The organism is Burkholderia arboris (assembly GCF_038723655.1).
Classification (GTDB): Bacteria; Pseudomonadota; Gammaproteobacteria; order Burkholderiales; family Burkholderiaceae; genus Burkholderia; species Burkholderia arboris.
Map to the genome: position 1 here is coordinate 2,317,221 of NZ_CP109821.1, position 16,252 is coordinate 2,333,472.

10 protein-coding genes are annotated in these 16,252 nt (G+C 68.3%); 5 read left to right on the top strand and 5 right to left on the bottom strand.

Features of this window, described 5'->3' with window-relative positions:
* Positions 1-16 precede the first annotated feature (16 nt).
* Both OHZ10_RS10875 and OHZ10_RS10880 read left to right on the top strand, forming a co-directional pair.
* Positions 17-2,593 (top strand): [protein-PII] uridylyltransferase, encoded by a 2,577-nt coding sequence (locus OHZ10_RS10875; protein ID WP_342702435.1) that lies wholly within the window; start codon positions 17-19, stop codon positions 2,591-2,593.
* Positions 2,594-2,609: 16 nt separating this feature from the next.
* On the top strand, positions 2,610-4,742 hold the full coding sequence (locus OHZ10_RS10880) for a pseudouridine synthase (protein ID WP_342702436.1): 2,133 nt from the start codon (positions 2,610-2,612) through the stop codon (positions 4,740-4,742).
* An 80-nt stretch (positions 4,743-4,822) separates the two neighbouring features.
* On the opposite strand, the gene def is transcribed toward OHZ10_RS10880, so the two are convergent.
* From def to OHZ10_RS10905, 5 genes are all read right to left on the bottom strand, one after another.
* Entirely contained in the window at positions 4,823-5,356 is a 534-nt protein-coding gene (def, locus tag OHZ10_RS10885) for a peptide deformylase (RefSeq protein WP_059233849.1), read from the bottom strand.
* Positions 5,353-7,428: an NAD-dependent DNA ligase LigA gene (ligA, locus tag OHZ10_RS10890; RefSeq protein WP_059233848.1), complete on the bottom strand. Its 2,076-nt coding sequence runs from the start codon at positions 7,426-7,428 to the stop codon at positions 5,353-5,355. Before ligA ends, def begins: the two co-directional genes overlap by 4 nt.
* 165 nt (positions 7,429-7,593) lie before the next feature.
* Complete coding sequence (locus tag OHZ10_RS10895) at positions 7,594-8,871, bottom strand: cell division protein ZipA C-terminal FtsZ-binding domain-containing protein (protein ID WP_342702437.1); 1,278 nt, start codon at positions 8,869-8,871, stop codon at positions 7,594-7,596.
* 86 nt (positions 8,872-8,957) lie between these two features.
* Positions 8,958-12,470, bottom strand: coding sequence for a chromosome segregation protein SMC (smc, locus tag OHZ10_RS10900; protein ID WP_059233846.1), 3,513 nt, complete (start codon positions 12,468-12,470; stop codon positions 8,958-8,960).
* A 139-nt stretch (positions 12,471-12,609) separates the two neighbouring features.
* A complete protein-coding gene (locus OHZ10_RS10905) occupies positions 12,610-13,551 on the bottom strand; it encodes a DMT family transporter (protein WP_342702438.1) in 942 nt (313 codons plus the stop codon).
* Between the two features lie 159 nt (positions 13,552-13,710).
* Here OHZ10_RS10905 and dapC point away from each other — a divergent pair, with 159 nt between their 5' ends.
* From dapC to OHZ10_RS10920, 3 genes are read left to right on the top strand one after another with little or no spacing between them, the layout of a single operon-like run.
* Positions 13,711-14,943, top strand: coding sequence for a succinyldiaminopimelate transaminase (gene dapC, locus OHZ10_RS10910; RefSeq protein ID WP_342702439.1), 1,233 nt, complete (start codon positions 13,711-13,713; stop codon positions 14,941-14,943).
* Between the two features lie 44 nt (positions 14,944-14,987).
* Positions 14,988-15,815, top strand: a complete 828-nt coding sequence (gene dapD / locus OHZ10_RS10915; RefSeq protein ID WP_006478479.1) for a 2,3,4,5-tetrahydropyridine-2,6-dicarboxylate N-succinyltransferase — start codon at positions 14,988-14,990, stop codon at positions 15,813-15,815.
* Positions 15,815-16,183: an ArsC family reductase gene (locus OHZ10_RS10920; protein WP_006478478.1), complete on the top strand. Its 369-nt coding sequence runs from the start codon at positions 15,815-15,817 to the stop codon at positions 16,181-16,183. Before dapD ends, OHZ10_RS10920 begins: the two co-directional genes overlap by 1 nt.
* Positions 16,184-16,252 lie beyond the last annotated feature (69 nt).

The window sequence follows — 16,252 nt, forward strand, 5'->3', positions numbered from 1 at the left end:
ACCTGAACGGCCGCCCATGAGCGCTCACGCCGCCCCCTCGCCCGACGCGCTGTCGCGGCGCGCCGAATTCAAGGCCGCCAAGACGGAGATGCTCGAGCGCTTTCGCCGCGCGACGAACGTCGCGTCGCTGATGCACGCGCTGTCGAAACTCACCGACGATGCGCTCAAGCGCGTGTGGGACGACTGCGGGCTGCCCGCGACGCTCGCGCTCGTCGCCGTCGGCGGCTACGGGCGCGGCGAGCTCGCGCCCTATTCCGACGTCGACATCCTCGTGCTGCTGCCCGATGCGCACGATCCGGCGCTCGACGCATGCATCGAGCGCTTCATCGGGATGGCGTGGGATCTCGGCCTCGAGATCGGCAGCAGCGTGCGCACGGTCGCGCAGTGCATCGAGGAGGCATCGCAGGACGTCACGGTGCAGACCTCGCTGCTGGAAGCGCGCCGCATCGTCGGCAGCACCGCGCTGTTCGAGCGTTTCACGGTGCACTACCACGAGGCGCTCGACGCCCGCGCGTTCTTCACCGCGAAGGTGCTCGAGATGCGCCAGCGCCACGCGAAGTTCCAGGACACGCCGTACAGCCTCGAACCGAACGTGAAGGAAAGCCCCGGCGGGCTGCGCGACCTGCAGACGATCCTGTGGATCGCACGCGCGGCGGGCTTCGGCAGCAGCTGGCGCGAACTCGATACGCGCGGCCTCATCACCGATCGCGAAGCGCGCGAACTGCGCCGCAACGAAGGATTCCTGAAGACGCTGCGCGCGCGCCTGCACGTGATCGCCGGCCGCCGCCAGGACATGCTCGTGTTCGACCTGCAGACGCAGGCCGCCGAGAGCTTCGGCTACCAGCCGACGCAGGCCAAGCGCGCGAGCGAGCAGCTGATGCGCCGCTACTACTGGGCCGCGAAAGCCGTCACGCAGCTCGCGACGATCCTGATCCAGAACATCGAGGCGCAACTCTTCCCCGCGACGAGCGGCATCACGCGCGTGCTGTCGCCCGACCGCTTCGTCGAGAAGCAGGGCATGCTCGAGATCGTCGACGACGGCGTGTTCGAGCGCCATCCCGACGCGATCCTCGAAGCGTTCCTGTTGTACGAGACGACCCGCGGCGTGAAGGGCCTGTCCGCCCGCACGCTGCGCGCGCTGTACAACTCGCGCGAAATCATGAACAACGCGTGGCGTCGCGATCCGCAGAACCGCGACACGTTCATGCAGATCCTGCAGCAGCCCGAAGGCATCACGCACGCGTTCCGGCTGATGAACCAGACGAGCGTGCTCGGCCGCTATCTGCTGAACTTCCGCCGCATCGTCGGCCAGATGCAGCACGACCTGTATCACGTGTACACGGTCGACCAGCACATCCTGATGGTGTTGCGCAACATCCGCCGCTTCGCGGTGGCCGAGCATGCGCACGAATACCCGTTCTGCAGCCAGCTGATCGGCAACTTCGAGCGCCCGTGGGTGCTGTATGTCGCGGCGCTGTTCCACGACATCGCGAAGGGCCGCGGCGGCGACCATTCGACCCTCGGGATGGCCGATGCGCGACGCTTCTGCCGCGAGCACGGCATCGTCGGCGACGACGCGTCGCTGATCGTATGGCTCGTCCAGCATCACCTGACGATGAGCCAGGTCGCGCAGAAGCAGGACACGAGCGACCCCGAAGTCATCAAGCGCTTCGCCGAAGTCGTCGGCAACGAACGCTACCTCACCGCGCTGTACCTGCTGACCGTCGCCGATATCCGCGGCACGAGTCCGAAGGTGTGGAACACGTGGAAGGGCAAGCTGCTCGAGGACCTGTACCGCATCACGCTCGCGGTGCTCGGCGGCGCGAACCCCGACGCGCATTCGGAGCTGAAGTCGCGGCAGGAACAGGCGCTCGCGCTGCTGCGCCTCGAGACCGTCCCCGACGATGCGCACCGCGCGCTGTGGGATCAGCTCGACGTCGGCTTCTTCCTGCGTCACGATGCGGCCGACATTGCATGGCAGACGCGCGTGCTGTACCGGCACGTGAACGCCGAAACCGCGATCGTCCGCGCGCGGCCGTCGCCGATCGGTGACGCGCTGCAGGTGCTCGTGTACGTGAAGGACCGCCCCGACCTGTTCGCGGGCATCTGCGCATATTTCGACCGCAACGGGCTGTCGGTGCTCGATGCACGCGTCAGCACGACGCGGCACGGCTATGCGCTCGACAACTTCATCGTCACGCAGACCGAACGCGACGTGCGGTACCGCGACATCGCGAATCTCGTCGAACAGCAGCTCGCGACGCGGCTCGCCGAAACCGCCCCGCTGCCGGAGCCGTCCAAGGGCCGCCTGTCGAGGCTGTCCCGAACGTTTCCGATCACGCCGCGCGTCGACCTGCGGGCCGACGAGCGCGGCCAGTACTACATCCTGTCCGTGTCGGCCAACGACCGGCCGGGCCTTCTCTATTCGATCGCGCGCGTACTCGCCGAGCATCAGATCGGCGTCCACGCGGCGCGGATCAACACGCTCGGCGAACGCGTCGAGGACATCTTCCTGCTCGCGGGTGCCGGCCTGTCCGACAACCGCCTGCAGATCCAGCTCGAAACCGAATTGCTGCGTGCGATCGCAGCCTGAATGAATTCAAGCGTTTATGCGCACCAAACTAACCGTCAAGAATCCGAAGCCGGCGTCGCCGACCCGCGCCCCTGTCCGCTCCGGCAGCCTCGTCGCCCGCAAGGCGGTGCGTCCCGCTACGCCGCCGGCAGGCGACAAGCCGGCGCGTCCGAAAAAGGCCGCCCCGGCCGCCGCCGGCGAACGCTCGTTCAAGCCGCGCGGGGCCGCAGGCGCCGAGCGCCCGGGCGCGGATCGCGCACCGGCCAAGCGCGCGCCGCGTGACGGCGGTGCCGAACGCAGTCCGCGCGCGCCGTATCGCGACAACGCAGGCGGTGAAGGCGCGAAGCGCAGCTTCGGCGACCGCCGCACGTCGTCGGATCGCCCGCCGCGCCGTGATGACGATTCACGTCCGCGCCGCGCAGGTGGCGAAGGCGGTGCACGTGCGCCGTATCGCGACAACGCATCCGGCGAAGGCGCGAAGCGCAGTTTCGGCGATCGACGCACGTCGTCGGATCGCCCGCCGCGCCGAGATGACGATTCACGTCCGCGCCGCGCAGGTGGCGAAGGCGGTGCACGTGCGCCGTATCGCGACAACGCATCCGGCGAAGGCGCGAAGCGCAGCTTCGGCGATCGCCGCACGTCGTCCGATCGTCCGCCGCGCCGTGACGACGATGCACGTCCGCGCCGCGCAGGTGGCGAAGGCGGCCCGCGCGCGCCCTATCGCGACAATGCATCCGGCGAAGGCGCGAAGCGCAGCTTCGGCGACCGCCGCACGCCGTCCGATCGCCCGCCGCGCCGTGACGACGATGCACGTCCGCGCCGCGCAGGTGGCGAAGGCGGTGCACGTGCGCCGTATCGCGACAACGCAGCCGGCGAAGGCGCGAAGCGCAGCTTCGGCGATCGCCGCACGTCGTCCGATCGCCCGCCGCGCCGCGATGACGATGCACGTCCGCGCCGCGCAGGTGGCGAAGGCGGCCCGCGCGCGCCGTATCGCGACAATGCATCCGGCGAAGGCGCGAAGCGCAGCTTCGGCGACCGCCGCACGTCGTCCGATCGCCCGCCGCGCCGCGATGACGATGCACGTCCGCGCCGCGCAGCTGGCGAAGGCGGCCCGCGCGCGCCCTATCGCGACAACGCATCCGGCGAAGGCGCAAAACGCAGCTTCGGCGACCGCCGCACGTCGTCCGATCGCCCGCCGCGCCGTGATGACGATGCACGTCCGCGCCGCGCAGGCGCCGACGAAGGCAAGCGCCCGTCCTACCGCGACAAGGCAGCCGGCGAAGGCGCGAAGCGCAGCTTCGGCGACCGCCCGGCCCGCCCCGCACGCGACGGCGAGCGCCGCTCGTTCGGCGCGGTCAAGACCGCGCAACCGGTCAAGCGCGTTTCTGCCGACGTCGACTACGGCGACGAAACGGGCCTGATGCGCCTGTCGAAGCGGATGTCCGAGCTCGGCATGTGCTCGCGCCGCGAAGCCGACGAATGGATCGAAAAGGGCTGGGTGCTCGTCGACGGCGAACGCATCGACACGCTCGGCACCAAGGTCCGCGCCGACCAGAAAATCGAGATCGACGAGCGCGCGAGCGCCGCGCAGGCCGCGCAGGTGACGATCCTGCTGCACAAGCCGGTCGGCTATGTGTCGGGTCAGGCGGAAGACGGCTACGAGCCGGCGGCCGTCCTGATCACGCGCGCGAACCGCTGGAGCGGCGATCATTCGCCGGTGCGCTTCTCGCCGCAGCACCTGCATGCGCTCGCACCGGCCGGCCGGCTCGACATCGACTCCACCGGCCTGCTCGTGCTGACGCAGAACGGCGTGATCGCGAAGCAGCTGATCGGCGAGCAATCGGACATCGACAAGGAGTACCTGGTGCGCGTGCGCTTCGGCGAGCAGCTGATCGACATCGACCAGCACTTCCCGGCGGAATCGCTCGCGAAGCTGCGTCACGGCCTCGAACTCGACGGCGTCGCGCTGAAGCCCGCGCTGGTGAGCTGGCAGAACGGCGAGCAGCTTCGCTTCGTGCTGCGCGAAGGCAAGAAACGCCAGATCCGCCGCATGTGCGAACTGGTCGGCCTCGACGTGATCGGCCTGAAGCGCGTGCGGATGGGCCGCGTGATGCTCGGCGCGCTGCCGCAAGGCCAATGGCGCTATCTGTCGGCCGACGAGACGTTCTGACCGCAGGCGCGCCATGTGCGCCATGCAATGAAAAAGCCCGCGCAAGCGGGCTTTTTTCTTGTCTGCCGGAAGCCGGGCGATCAGTCGTCGCCGGTCGGGTCGAGCCCCGGGAACAGCACTTCGGTGAAGCCGAAACGCGTGAAGTCGGTGATCCGCATCGGATACAGCTTGCCGATCAGGTGATCGTATTCGTGCTGGACCACGCGCGCGTGGAACCCGTCGGCGACGCGGTCGATCTTCTCGCCGAACTGGTCGAAGCCGCTGTAGCGCACCTTCGCATAGCGGCTGACGACGCCGCGCATGCCCGGCACCGACAGGCAGCCTTCCCAGCCCTCTTCCATGTCCGGCGGCATGTACTCGACCTTCGGATTGATCAGCACCGTCTCGGGCACCGGCGGCGCATCCGGGTAGCGGTTGTTGTTGCCGAAGCCGAAGATGATGATCTGCAGCCCGATGCCGATCTGCGGCGCGGCCAGCCCGGCGCCGTTCGCATGGTGCATCGTCTCGAACATGTCCGCGACGATCTCGTGCAGTTCGGGGGTATCGAACCGCTCGACCGGCTTGGCGATTTCGAGCAGGCGCGGATCGCCCATCTTCAGGATCTCGCGAATCATGGCGTATTGCCCTCCAGGAGTTGGTGCAGACCGTCTTCGTCCAGCACGGGGATGCCGAGTTCCTCGGCCTTCACGAGCTTGCTGCCGGCTTCGGCGCCCGCGACCACGTAATCCGTCTTCTTCGATACCGAGCCCGCAACTTTCGCGCCCGCCGCTTCGAGCATCTCCTTCGCGGCATCGCGCGTGAGCGTCGGCAGCGTGCCCGTCAGCACGACCGTCTTGCCGGCCAGCACGCCCTGCGGCGCCCTCGGCGCGGGCGGCCCTTCCGGCCACGTGACCTTGCCCGGCGCGCGCAGCTGCTCGATCACGGTCCGGTTGTGCTCTTCCGCGAAGAACTGGTGAAGCGACTCGGCGACGATCGGCCCGACGTCGTTGACTTCGAGCAGCGCCTCGAGCGACGCGTCCATGATCGGCGTCAGCGAGCCGAAGTGCTTCGCGAGATCCTTCGCGGTCGATTCACCGACATGGCGGATGCCGAGCCCGTAGATGAAGCGCGCGAGCGTCGTGTGCTTCGCCTTCTCGAGCGAATCGAGCAGATTCTGGGCGGACTTCTCGGCAAAGCGGTCGAGCTCGGCCAGCGTCGCGAAACCGAGATTGAACAGGTCGGCCGGCGTGCGCACGAGATTCAGCTCGACGAGCTGGTCGATGATCTTCTCGCCGAGCCCGTCGATGTCGAGCGCGCGGCGCTGCGCGAAGTGCCACAGCGCCTGCTTGCGCTGCGCCGGGCAAAACAGGCCGCCCGTACAGCGCGCGATCGCCTCGTCCGGCAGACGCTCGATCTTCGAGCCGCACACCGGGCATTCGGTCGGCATCACGAATTCCGCCGCATCGGCCGGACGCCGGTCGAGCAGCGCGCCGACGACCTCCGGAATCACGTCGCCCGCGCGGCGCACGATCACGGTGTCGCCGATCCGGATGTCCTTGCGGCGCACTTCGTCCTCGTTGTGCAACGTCGCGTTGGTGACGGTCGCGCCGCCGACGAACACGGGCTCGAGACGCGCGACCGGCGTGATCGCACCGGTGCGGCCGACCTGCACGTCGATCGCGACGAGCTTCGTCAGCGCTTCCTGTGCGGGGAACTTGTGCGCGAGCGCGAAGCGCGGCGCGCGCGACACGAAACCGAGGCGCTCCTGCTCGTCGCGCCGGTTGACCTTGTAGACGACGCCGTCGATGTCGTACGGCAGCGATTCGCGCTTCTCGCCGACGTTGCGGAAGAAGTCGAGCAGGCCTTCGGCGCCCTGCACGACCGCACGTTCGCGGTTCACCGGCAGGCCGAGCGACTCGTACCAGTCGAGCAGCGCGCTGTGCGTGTCGGGCATCGGCATCCCGTCGAGCACGCCGATCCCGTACGCGAAGAACGACAACGGACGCTGCGCGGTGATCTTCGAGTCGAGCTGGCGCAGGCTGCCGGCCGCCGCATTGCGCGGGTTCGCGAATTCACGCTGCTCGGCCGCGCGCTGGCGTTCGTTCAGGCGTGCGAAATCGCGCTTGAACATCAGCACCTCGCCGCGCACGTCGAGCACGGCCGGCACGTTCTTGCCCTTCAGCTTCAGCGGAATCGAGCGGATCGTGCGCACGTTCTCTGTCACATCCTCGCCCGTCGTCCCGTCGCCACGCGTCGATGCCTGCACGAACACGCCCTGCTCGTAGCGCAGCGAGATCGCGAGCCCGTCGAACTTCAGTTCGCATGCGTATTCGACAGGCTCGGTCACCGAGCCGGCGAGATCCGTCGTCTTGTCGAGCGCATCGGCGATGCGCTTGTCGAACGCGACGATGTCTTCGTCGGCGAAACCGTTGTTCAGCGACAGCATCGGCGCATCGTGGACGACCGGCGTGAAGCCGCCTGCCGCTTCGCCGCCCACGCGTTGCGTCGGCGAATCGGGCGTCACGAGTTCGGGATGATCGGTTTCGAGCTGCTGCAGCTCGCGGAACAGCCGGTCGTATTCGGCGTCGGGCAGATCCGGCTGGTCGAGCACATAGTAGGCGTAGTTCGCCCGCTCGAGTTGGTCGCGCAGCCACGCGGCGCGCGCGTCGGGCTGGCTGGCTGGCGGTTCGGCTTGGGTTCGGGCCATGCTGGCGGCAGAGTCGTTCTGAAAAATCGGATGCCCGATTATCTCAGTTTGACGCCGCGGCGGGGCGTGCAATGCAAGCCCGATGCGCGTGTTGCAGCGCACACGAAGCGGTGTGCGCTGCCATGACGGACAGCGACGCCGAAGCCCGCCGTCCGTGCCATCGCGTTACTGGCTGAAGAGGCGGCGCGTGACCGACGAACCGGCCGGGATACCCGCTTCTTCGAGCTTCGCATACAGCTTCATCAGCTGCTGCTCGATCGCGAGCAGCGTCGATTCCGGCAGCGGCCGGCGCGAATCGTCGACGACGCGCGCGCCGATGCGTTCGGACAGCGACTTCGCGTAATCGCACATCAGCCGGAACGGCAGGATGTCCTCTTCGGCGACCGGTACGTCGAGCACCAGCGTGATCATGTTGCCGCCCTTGTACGTGAGGTCGTCACGCAGGAAGTTCGTATCGCCGAATTGCAGCATGAACACCGGGTTCTGCTTCGCGTCGAGCTTCACGAAACGCGTGCCGTCGCGCGACAGCAGCAGCCCGTCCTGCGATGCGACCGCCTGCACGTAGTTCGCCGACCACGGCGCGCCGTCCGACATCACGTTGATCGACAGCTGCGCGTCGCACTGCGCGGCGAACGCGTCGAGCTCGCGCGCCATCGCGACGGTTTCCATCATGTCCGGGAATTCCGGTGCGCCGTCGATCGCGTCGGCGAACTGCTGGACACCCGTCACGAATTCGGAGAATTCGAGTTCGTTCAGCGCGCCGCTGCGGTTCGCGAGCTGGGCTGCCGCGCGCAGTTCTTCGTAGCGCACGCCGTTCTGCAACAGCTCCCACTGGCCGCCTTCCGGCTTGCCTTCGATGTGCACGGGCTTGCTGCCCGCGCGGCGCAGCCGCTGCGCGGCCGGCAGGATCTTGTCGCCCGGCAGCAGCCCGGCGAGGCGGATCGGCACGATGCAGTCGATCCGGCGGTCGACGATCGCCGGCGGCGCCGACGAGATCGTCGTCGCGGCAGGCAGCACGGGTTCGGTCGGCTCGGCCGCGCCGGCCGGCGCTTCGTGCGCGGCGGCAGGCACGGCGTCTTCACCCGCAGCCGGCTCGGTCACTTCGGACTGCGTGTCCGCGCCCGTTGCCTCGGCCTGCAGATCGGCCGGCATGTCGGCCGGTGCCGCACCACCGAACGTCGGCTCGACGCGCGCGACTTCAGCCGTCGCAGCGGCGGCGGCCGCGACCGGTGCCGCGGGCTCGCGGCGCACCGGCTGACGCACCGGTTCGATGAACGGCAACTCGTCATCGCGCTCGGGGCGATTCATCGCCTCGGCCGCTTCCTCCGGCATCGGGCGCGGCATCCTGCGCCGCACTTTCGCACCCTGCCACGCGTTGTAGACCACGACGCCGCCCACCACGACAGCGCCCGCGCCGATCAAACCGAGTGTCAACTCGTCCATGCACGCTCCATCAGCAATTCTTTTTCGTCGGGACCGCGAACGGGCGTCTCATGCGCCGCGCGAACGCGGTCCGGTTTCGTCAAACGTCAATTCTGGGCAAAACCCGCGGCGGTTTCCATGTCCACCGCAACGATCCGCGACACACCCTGCTCCTGCATCGTCACGCCGATCAGTTGCTGCGCCATTTCCATCGCGATCTTGTTGTGCGAGATGAACAGGAACTGCGTCTTGTCGGACATCGCGCGCACGAGATTCGCGAAACGCTCGGTGTTCGCGTCGTCGAGCGGCGCGTCGACCTCGTCGAGCAGACAGAACGGCGCCGGGTTCAGCTGGAACATCGCGAACACCAGCGCGGTCGCGGTCAGCGCCTTCTCGCCGCCCGACAGCAGGTGAATCGTCGCGTTCTTCTTGCCCGGCGGCTGCGCCATCACCTGCACGCCGGCATCGAGAATCTCGTCGCCCGTCATGATCAGCTTCGCCTGGCCGCCGCCGAACAGGCGCGGGAACAGGTCGCTGAAGTGGCGGTTGACCTCGTCGAAGGTGCCCTGCAGCAACGTGCGGGTTTCCTGGTCGATCTTGTGGATCGCGTCCTCGAGGGTCGTGATCGCGTCGATCAGGTCGGCCGACTGCGCGTCGAGGAACACCTTGCGCTCGCTCGCGGCCTTCAGCTCGTCGAGCGCGGCCATGTTCACCGGGCCGAGCGCGTTGATCGCATTGTTCAGGCGCGTGACCTCGCCCTGCAGGTACGACGGCTTCAGGTCCGGCGTCAGCTTCGTGGACAGCGCGGCCTCGTCGACCTCGGCCGTCGCGAGCTGCTCGGCGAACTGCTCGACGGACAGGCGCGCGGCCTGCTCCTTCAGCTGCAATTCGGTGATGCGGTCGCGCAGCGGCTGCAGCGAGCGCTCGGCCACGAGGCGCTGCTCGTCCGATGCGCGCAGCTTCGCGGTCAGGTCGTCGAGCTCGATCCGCGCGGCCTGCAGCGCTTCTTCCTTCACCGCGCGAATTTCGAGCGCGTCCTGCAGGCCGGTGTGCGCGGTCTGCTCGTTGATTGTCTCGAGTTCGGCGCGCGCGTCTTCCAGCGACCCGGCAACGCGCTCGCTCTGCTCGTGCGCGACCTGGATGCTGCGCTTGAGCTCGTCGATCCGCGTCACCGCGTTGCGCGCCGCGAAGCGGGCATCGTTCGCGCCGCGCTCGAGGTCGCGCGCTTCCTGGCGCGCCTGCGTCAGCGATTCGTCGAGCGATTCGAACGCGAGCTGGTTGTCTTCGAAGCGCGCCTGCAGCTCCGCGAGTTCGCCGTCGAAACGCTCGAAATTCGCTTCCGACTCCGCGCGCAGCGCGCGCTGCTCTTCGATCTGCGCGCCGATTTCCTCGAGTTCCTCGCGGATCTGCGTGCTGCGCTGCGTGTAACGTTCGTGCGCCTGCGCGAGCTTCAGCACGTCCATCTGCAGCGCGTGCACGCGCTGCGTCGCACGTTCGGCCTGCGCGCGCACGTCGCCGAGCGCCTGCGTGGCCTGCGTGTGCGCGGCTTCCGCACGCACGGCGGCCGTACGCGCCTCGTCGGCGAGCAGCGCCTGGGCGCGCACCTGGCGCGTCAGGTTTTCGATTTCCTGCTGGCGGGCCAGCATCCCGGCCTGTTCCGAATCGGCGGCGTACAGCTGCACGCCGACGCGCGTGACGATATGGCCCGCCTTGACGACGAACGCGCCGCCTGCCGGCAGCTGCGTGCGCGTGGCAAGCGCCTGTGCGACGTCGTCGGCGACATACACGTTGCCGAGCCAGTCGTTCAGCACCGCGCGGATGCCTGCGTCGTCGATGCGCACGAGCGACAGCACCGGACGCAGCCCGGCCACCGCGGCGGGCGGCTCGCCGGCCGCGGGCGGCGCGTAGAACGCGAGCTTCGCGGGCGGCGCATCGGTCGCGAACGCCTTCACCCAGTCGAGATTCGACACTTCGAGCGCGGCGAGGCGCTCACGCAGCACGGCCTCGAGGGCCGCTTCCCAGCCGGCCTCGACGTGCAGTTTCTTCCACAGACGCGGCAGCGCGCCGAGCTCGTGCCTGTCGAGCCACGGCTGCACCTTGCCTTCGGTCTGCACGTTTTCCTGCAGCTGCTTCAGCGCGGCGAGACGCGCCTCGAGCTGGTGGATCTGCGCGGCTTCGGCCTGCACGCGCTCCTGCGCGGCACGGCGTTCGCCGTCGAGCCGCGGCACCGTTTCCTGTGCATCGGCGAGGCGCGCCTGCGCTTCGGCGAGGATCTCTTCCTGCTCGGCCAGCTGCATGCGCAGCTCCTCGAGCTGCGCCTCGTCCGGCGCGTCGAGCCCGCCCGCTTCGCCCTTCAGGCGCTCATGGCGCTGCTGAAGCTGCTGCAGCTGCTGGTCGGCGTTGCGCTGGTGCGCGGCTTCGAGCTTCAGCGACTGTTCGGTCTGCGCGATCCGCGCGCGCTCGTCGTTGAGCTGCGCCTGCGCATCGCGCCACTTCGCTTCGAGCGCCGGCAGCGCGTCGTGCTTCGACGCCGCGTTGTCTTCGGCGAGCGCGGCCTTCTCGTCGGCCATCGCGCGCGCCTCTTCGGCTTCCTCGAGCTCGTCCTGCGACTTCTCGGCCTGCGCGCGCCATTGCTCGCGCTGCGCGTTCAGCGCGGCGATCTGCGCCTGCACGCGATTGCGCGATTCGACGATGAACTTGATCTCGGCCTCGAGGCGGCTCACTTCGGCATTCGCCTCGTACAACGAACCCTGCGCGCCCTGCATCGCGTCGCTTGCCGAGTAGTGCGCAACGCGCAGCGTCTCGAGCTGCGCCTCGACTTCGCGCAGCTTGGCCGTCTGCGCCTCGAGGTCGATCTGCGCCTGTTCGATCGCGCGCTGCTGCTTCTGCTGCTCGCCGGCGGCCTCGTTCTTGCGCAGCAGCCACAGCAGGCGCTGCTTCTCTTCGCCGTCGGCGACGAGTTCCTTGTACTTGGTCGCGACGACGGCCTGTGCCTCGAGCTTCTCGAGGTTCGCACCGAGTTCGCGGACGATGTCTTCGACGCGCGTCAGGTTCTCGCGCGTGTCGTGCAGGCGGTTCTCGGTTTCGCGGCGGCGTTCCTTGTACTTCGACACGCCGGCGGCTTCCTCGAGGAACACGCGCAGTTCTTCCGGCTTCGCCTCGATGATCCGCGCGATCATGCCCTGCCCGATGATCGCGTAGGCACGCGGCCCGAGGCCCGTGCCGAGGAAGATGTCCTGGATGTCGCGGCGGCGTGCCGGCAGGTTGTTGATGTAGTAGCTTGACGTGCCGTCGCGCGTCAGCACGCGCTTCACGGCGATCTCGCCGTACTGGCCCCACTGCCCGGCCGCTCGGCCGTCGGAGTTGTCGAAGATCAGCTCGACGCTGGCCCGGCTGCCGGGCTTGCGTGCGGTCGAGCCGTTGAAGATCACGTCCTGCATCGACTCGCCGCGCAGCTCGGAGGCTCGCGACTCGCCGAGCACCCAGCGCACGGCATCGATGATGTTGGACTTGCCGCACCCGTTCGGGCCTACCACGCCGACAAGCTGGCCCGGAACCTGGAAATGCGTGGGATCGACGAAGGATTTGAAGCCAGCGAGTTTGATCGAGCTCAGACGCACGGCGGTATCGGATGTGAAGAAGGTGTGAAACGGACGGGACCGCATTGCACGGGGCCGGACGGCCCATGCGCGCGACGCGCCCCGGAATTCAAAAACGGGGCCGCGCGCATACAGCGTTGGGCCCCGCAAACGGCTTCCATCATACCATCGCGCGTGCGCCGTCCCGACCGTCGCCGGGTTTGTCCGGTGCGGGCGCGGCCCGATGGACCCGGCTCGACAGCAGCGTCGCCAGCACGATGCACACGCCGCCCGCCCATTCGCGCGCGGTCGGCAGCTCGCTCGCGAACACCCACGCCGACAGCGCGGTGATCACAATCTCGAACAGCATGATGATCGACGCGCGGTTCGCCGGCACCCGCGCCAGGCCGTATTGCACGAGCAGGTTGTTCGACGCCATCGTCACGCCGATCGCGGCGGTGATCAGCGCGGCGATCCCCAGCTGGCCGCTCGCCGGCGCGGCCGGCAGCCCCTCGAACAGCGACGCGATCGCCCCGAACACGGCCGCGCCGCCGAACAGCGTTGCGGTACGCATTTCCGCGCGCATGTCGGGCAGCTCGCGGCTCGCCTTGATCACGAGCACGTTGCTCATCGCGAAGCTCAGCCCGGCCGCGAGGCCTGCCCATTCGGCCGGATTGGCCGGCAGCGGCAAGCCGAGCTTCGGCGACCACAGCATCAGCATCGCGCCCCCGATCGACAGCGCCGCGAGCCCCGCGCCGGCCCAGGTCAGCCGCTCGCGCAGCAGGAAGTGCGCGTAGATCGCGGTCCAGGCCGGGGTCAGGTAGAACAGCAGCATCACGCGCAGCACCTCGCCGTGGATCGTGCCCCACACGAAGCCGAGGTTCGTCACGCCGGCCGTCAACGCAATGCCCGGCAGCACCCAGTGCCAGCGCAGCGTCGCGATCGTGCGATGCCGCGCGATGACCACGAACAGGAACGCGACGAGACTCGTCAGCGCGCTCGCCAGCGTGCCCGTCACGCCGAGCGACGCGAGGATCCGCAACGGATACCAGATCAGGCCCCATACCGAAGCGCCGATCAGGATGGCCAGCGTCGGCAGGCTGCCGCGTACCGCGTTATTCATTTGGTTCGATACCCTTTATTCGACCGGCCCGGCCGCCGTTCCGGCAGGCCGTGACCGCATTCCGTCACGCTATAATCATCCGTTGCGACCCGCGCGCCTCCGGCGCCCGTTCGCAGCCGCGCGGCGCGCCCGCCGCTTCTTTCGCTCCAACCGGCCGCGATGGCCGCTTCGCCCGTGAACCCTCGACTCGACTCGCTCCAGCCCTATCCCTTCGAAAAGCTGCGCGCCCTGTTCAAGGACGTGACGCCTTCCGGCGACCTCAAACCGATCAGCTTCGGCATCGGCGAGCCCAAGCACGCAACGCCGGCGCTGATCCGCGACGCCGTGGTCGCCGCGCTCGACGGCCTTGCGTCGTACCCGGCCACGGCCGGCTCGGACGCGCTGCGCACGTCGATCGCGCACTGGCTCGAGCGCCGCTACGGGCTGCCGGCGATCGATCCGGCCACGCAGGTGCTGCCCGTGTCGGGGTCGCGCGAAGCGCTGTTCTCGCTCGCGCAGACCGTGATCGACGCGCGCCCGGCCGCGCAGGGCCAGAAGGCGATCGTACTCTGTCCGAATCCTTTCTATCAAATTTACGAAGGCGCGGCGCTGCTGGCCGGTGCCGAACCCTATTTCGCGAACAGCGACCCGGCCCGCAACTTCGCGTGCGACTACGCGGCCGTGCCCGACGAAGTCTGGGCGCGCACGCAGCTGCTGTACGTGTGCTCGCCGGGCAACCCGACGGGCGCCGTGCTGACGCTCGACGACTGGCGCGAGCTGTTCGCGCTGTCCGACCGCCACGGCTTCGTGATCGCGTCCGACGAGTGCTATTCGGAAATCTATTTCGACGAAGCGGCGCCGCCGCTCGGCGGCCTCGAGGCCGCGCACCGCCTCGGCCGCGGCTTCGAGCGCCTCGTGATGCTGTCGAGCCTGTCGAAGCGCTCGAACGTGCCGGGCATGCGCTCGGGCTTCGTCGCCGGCGACGCGGCGCTGCTCAAGCAGTTCCTGCTGTACCGCACGTACCACGGCGCGGCGCTGTCGCCGGTCTGGCAGCACGCGAGCATCGCCGCGTGGAACGACGAGGCGCACGTGCAGGAGAACCGCGCGCTGTACCTGCAGAAGTTCAATACGGTCACGCCGATGCTCGCCGACGTGATCGACGTGAAACTGCCCGACGCCGCGTTCTACCTGTGGGCCAACGTGTCGCGCACCGGCCTGTCGGACACCGAGTTCGCCCGCCGCCTGTACGCCGACTATAATGTGACGGTTCTGCCCGGCTCGTACCTGGCGCGCGATGCGCACGGCACGAATCCGGGCCGCGATTTCATCCGGATCGCGCTCGTCGCGGGCACCCCCGAATGCGTCGAGGGCGCGCAACGCATCGTCGATTTCTGCCGGTCCCTCGCGCGGTAATCGTCCATCCCGATCAATTCCATCCTTTTCCTGCGAAAACGAACATGTCGCAACAACTTCAGCAAATCATCGATACCGCCTGGGAAAACCGCGCCGAGCTGTCGCCGAAGGCCGCGCCGGCCGACGTCCGCGAAGCCGTCGCTCACGCGATCGAGCAACTCGACAAAGGTGCGCTGCGCGTCGCCGAGAAAATCGACGGCAACTGGACCGTGCACCAGTGGCTGAAGAAGGCCGTGCTGCTGTCGTTCCGCCTGGAGGACAACGCACCGATGCCGGCCGGCGGCTACTCGCAGTTCTACGACAAGGTGCCGTCGAAGTTCGCGAACTACACGGCGGAAGATTTCGCCGCGGGCGGCTTCCGCGTCGTGCCGCCTGCCATCGCACGCCGCGGCTCGTTCATCGCGAAGAACGTCGTGCTGATGCCGTCGTACACCAACATCGGCGCGTACGTCGACGAAGGCACGATGGTCGACACGTGGGCGACGGTCGGTTCGTGCGCGCAGATCGGCAAGAACGTGCACCTGTCGGGCGGCGTCGGCATCGGCGGCGTGCTCGAGCCGCTGCAGGCGAACCCGGTCATCATCGAAGACAACTGCTTCATCGGCGCGCGCTCGGAAGTCGTCGAAGGCGTGATCGTCGAGGAAAACTCGGTGATCTCGATGGGCGTGTACCTCGGCCAGAGCACGAAGATCTACGACCGCGAGACGGGCGAAGTCAGCTACGGCCGCATCCCGGCCGGCTCGGTCGTCGTCGCCGGCAACCTGCCGTCGAAGGACGGTTCGCACAGCCTGTACTGCGCGGTGATCGTCAAGAAGGTCGACGCGAAGACGCGTGCGAAGGTCGGCCTGAACGAGCTGCTGCGAGGCGACTGATGGCGAAGCCGCACACCGTGGTCGTCTACGGCATTCCGAACTGCGACACCGTGAAGAAGGCCCGCGTGTGGCTTGACGATCACGGCGTCGAGTTCGAGTTCCACGATTTCAAGAAGCTCGGCGTCAGCGCGCCGCTGATCGAAGACTGGCTGAAGGACGTGTCGCTCGACGCGCTCGTGAACAAGCGCGGCACCACGTGGCGCGGCCTGGACGACGCAATGAAGGCGGCCGCCGAAACGAAGACCGGCGCGGTCGCGCTGATGATCCACAAGCCGTCGGTCATCAAGCGCCCCGTGCTCGTCGTCAACGGCCGCGTGAAATCGCTCGGCTTCGTGGCCGATCAATACGCGGCGCTGTTTGCCGCATAGGGCCGCCCGCGCTGCGCCTGCCGGCGCAGCCCGACGTCCTGTCGCTGCCGGCCACCGCGCCGGCATTTT

Coding starts and splice junctions, on each gene's coding strand:
- def (WP_059233849.1), bottom strand. CDS start 5,356: ATGATTCGCGAGATCCTGAAGATGGGCGATCCGCGCCTGCTCGAAATC.
- OHZ10_RS10905 (WP_342702438.1), bottom strand. CDS start 13,551: ATGAATAACGCGGTACGCGGCAGCCTGCCGACGCTGGCCATCCTGATC.
- dapC (WP_342702439.1), top strand. CDS start 13,711: ATGGCCGCTTCGCCCGTGAACCCTCGACTCGACTCGCTCCAGCCCTAT.
- OHZ10_RS10880 (WP_342702436.1), top strand. CDS start 2,610: ATGCGCACCAAACTAACCGTCAAGAATCCGAAGCCGGCGTCGCCGACC.
- OHZ10_RS10895 (WP_342702437.1), bottom strand. CDS start 8,871: ATGGACGAGTTGACACTCGGTTTGATCGGCGCGGGCGCTGTCGTGGTG.
- OHZ10_RS10875 (WP_342702435.1), top strand. CDS start 17: ATGAGCGCTCACGCCGCCCCCTCGCCCGACGCGCTGTCGCGGCGCGCC.
- OHZ10_RS10920 (WP_006478478.1), top strand. CDS start 15,815: ATGGCGAAGCCGCACACCGTGGTCGTCTACGGCATTCCGAACTGCGAC.
- dapD (WP_006478479.1), top strand. CDS start 14,988: ATGTCGCAACAACTTCAGCAAATCATCGATACCGCCTGGGAAAACCGC.
- ligA (WP_059233848.1), bottom strand. CDS start 7,428: ATGGCCCGAACCCAAGCCGAACCGCCAGCCAGCCAGCCCGACGCGCGC.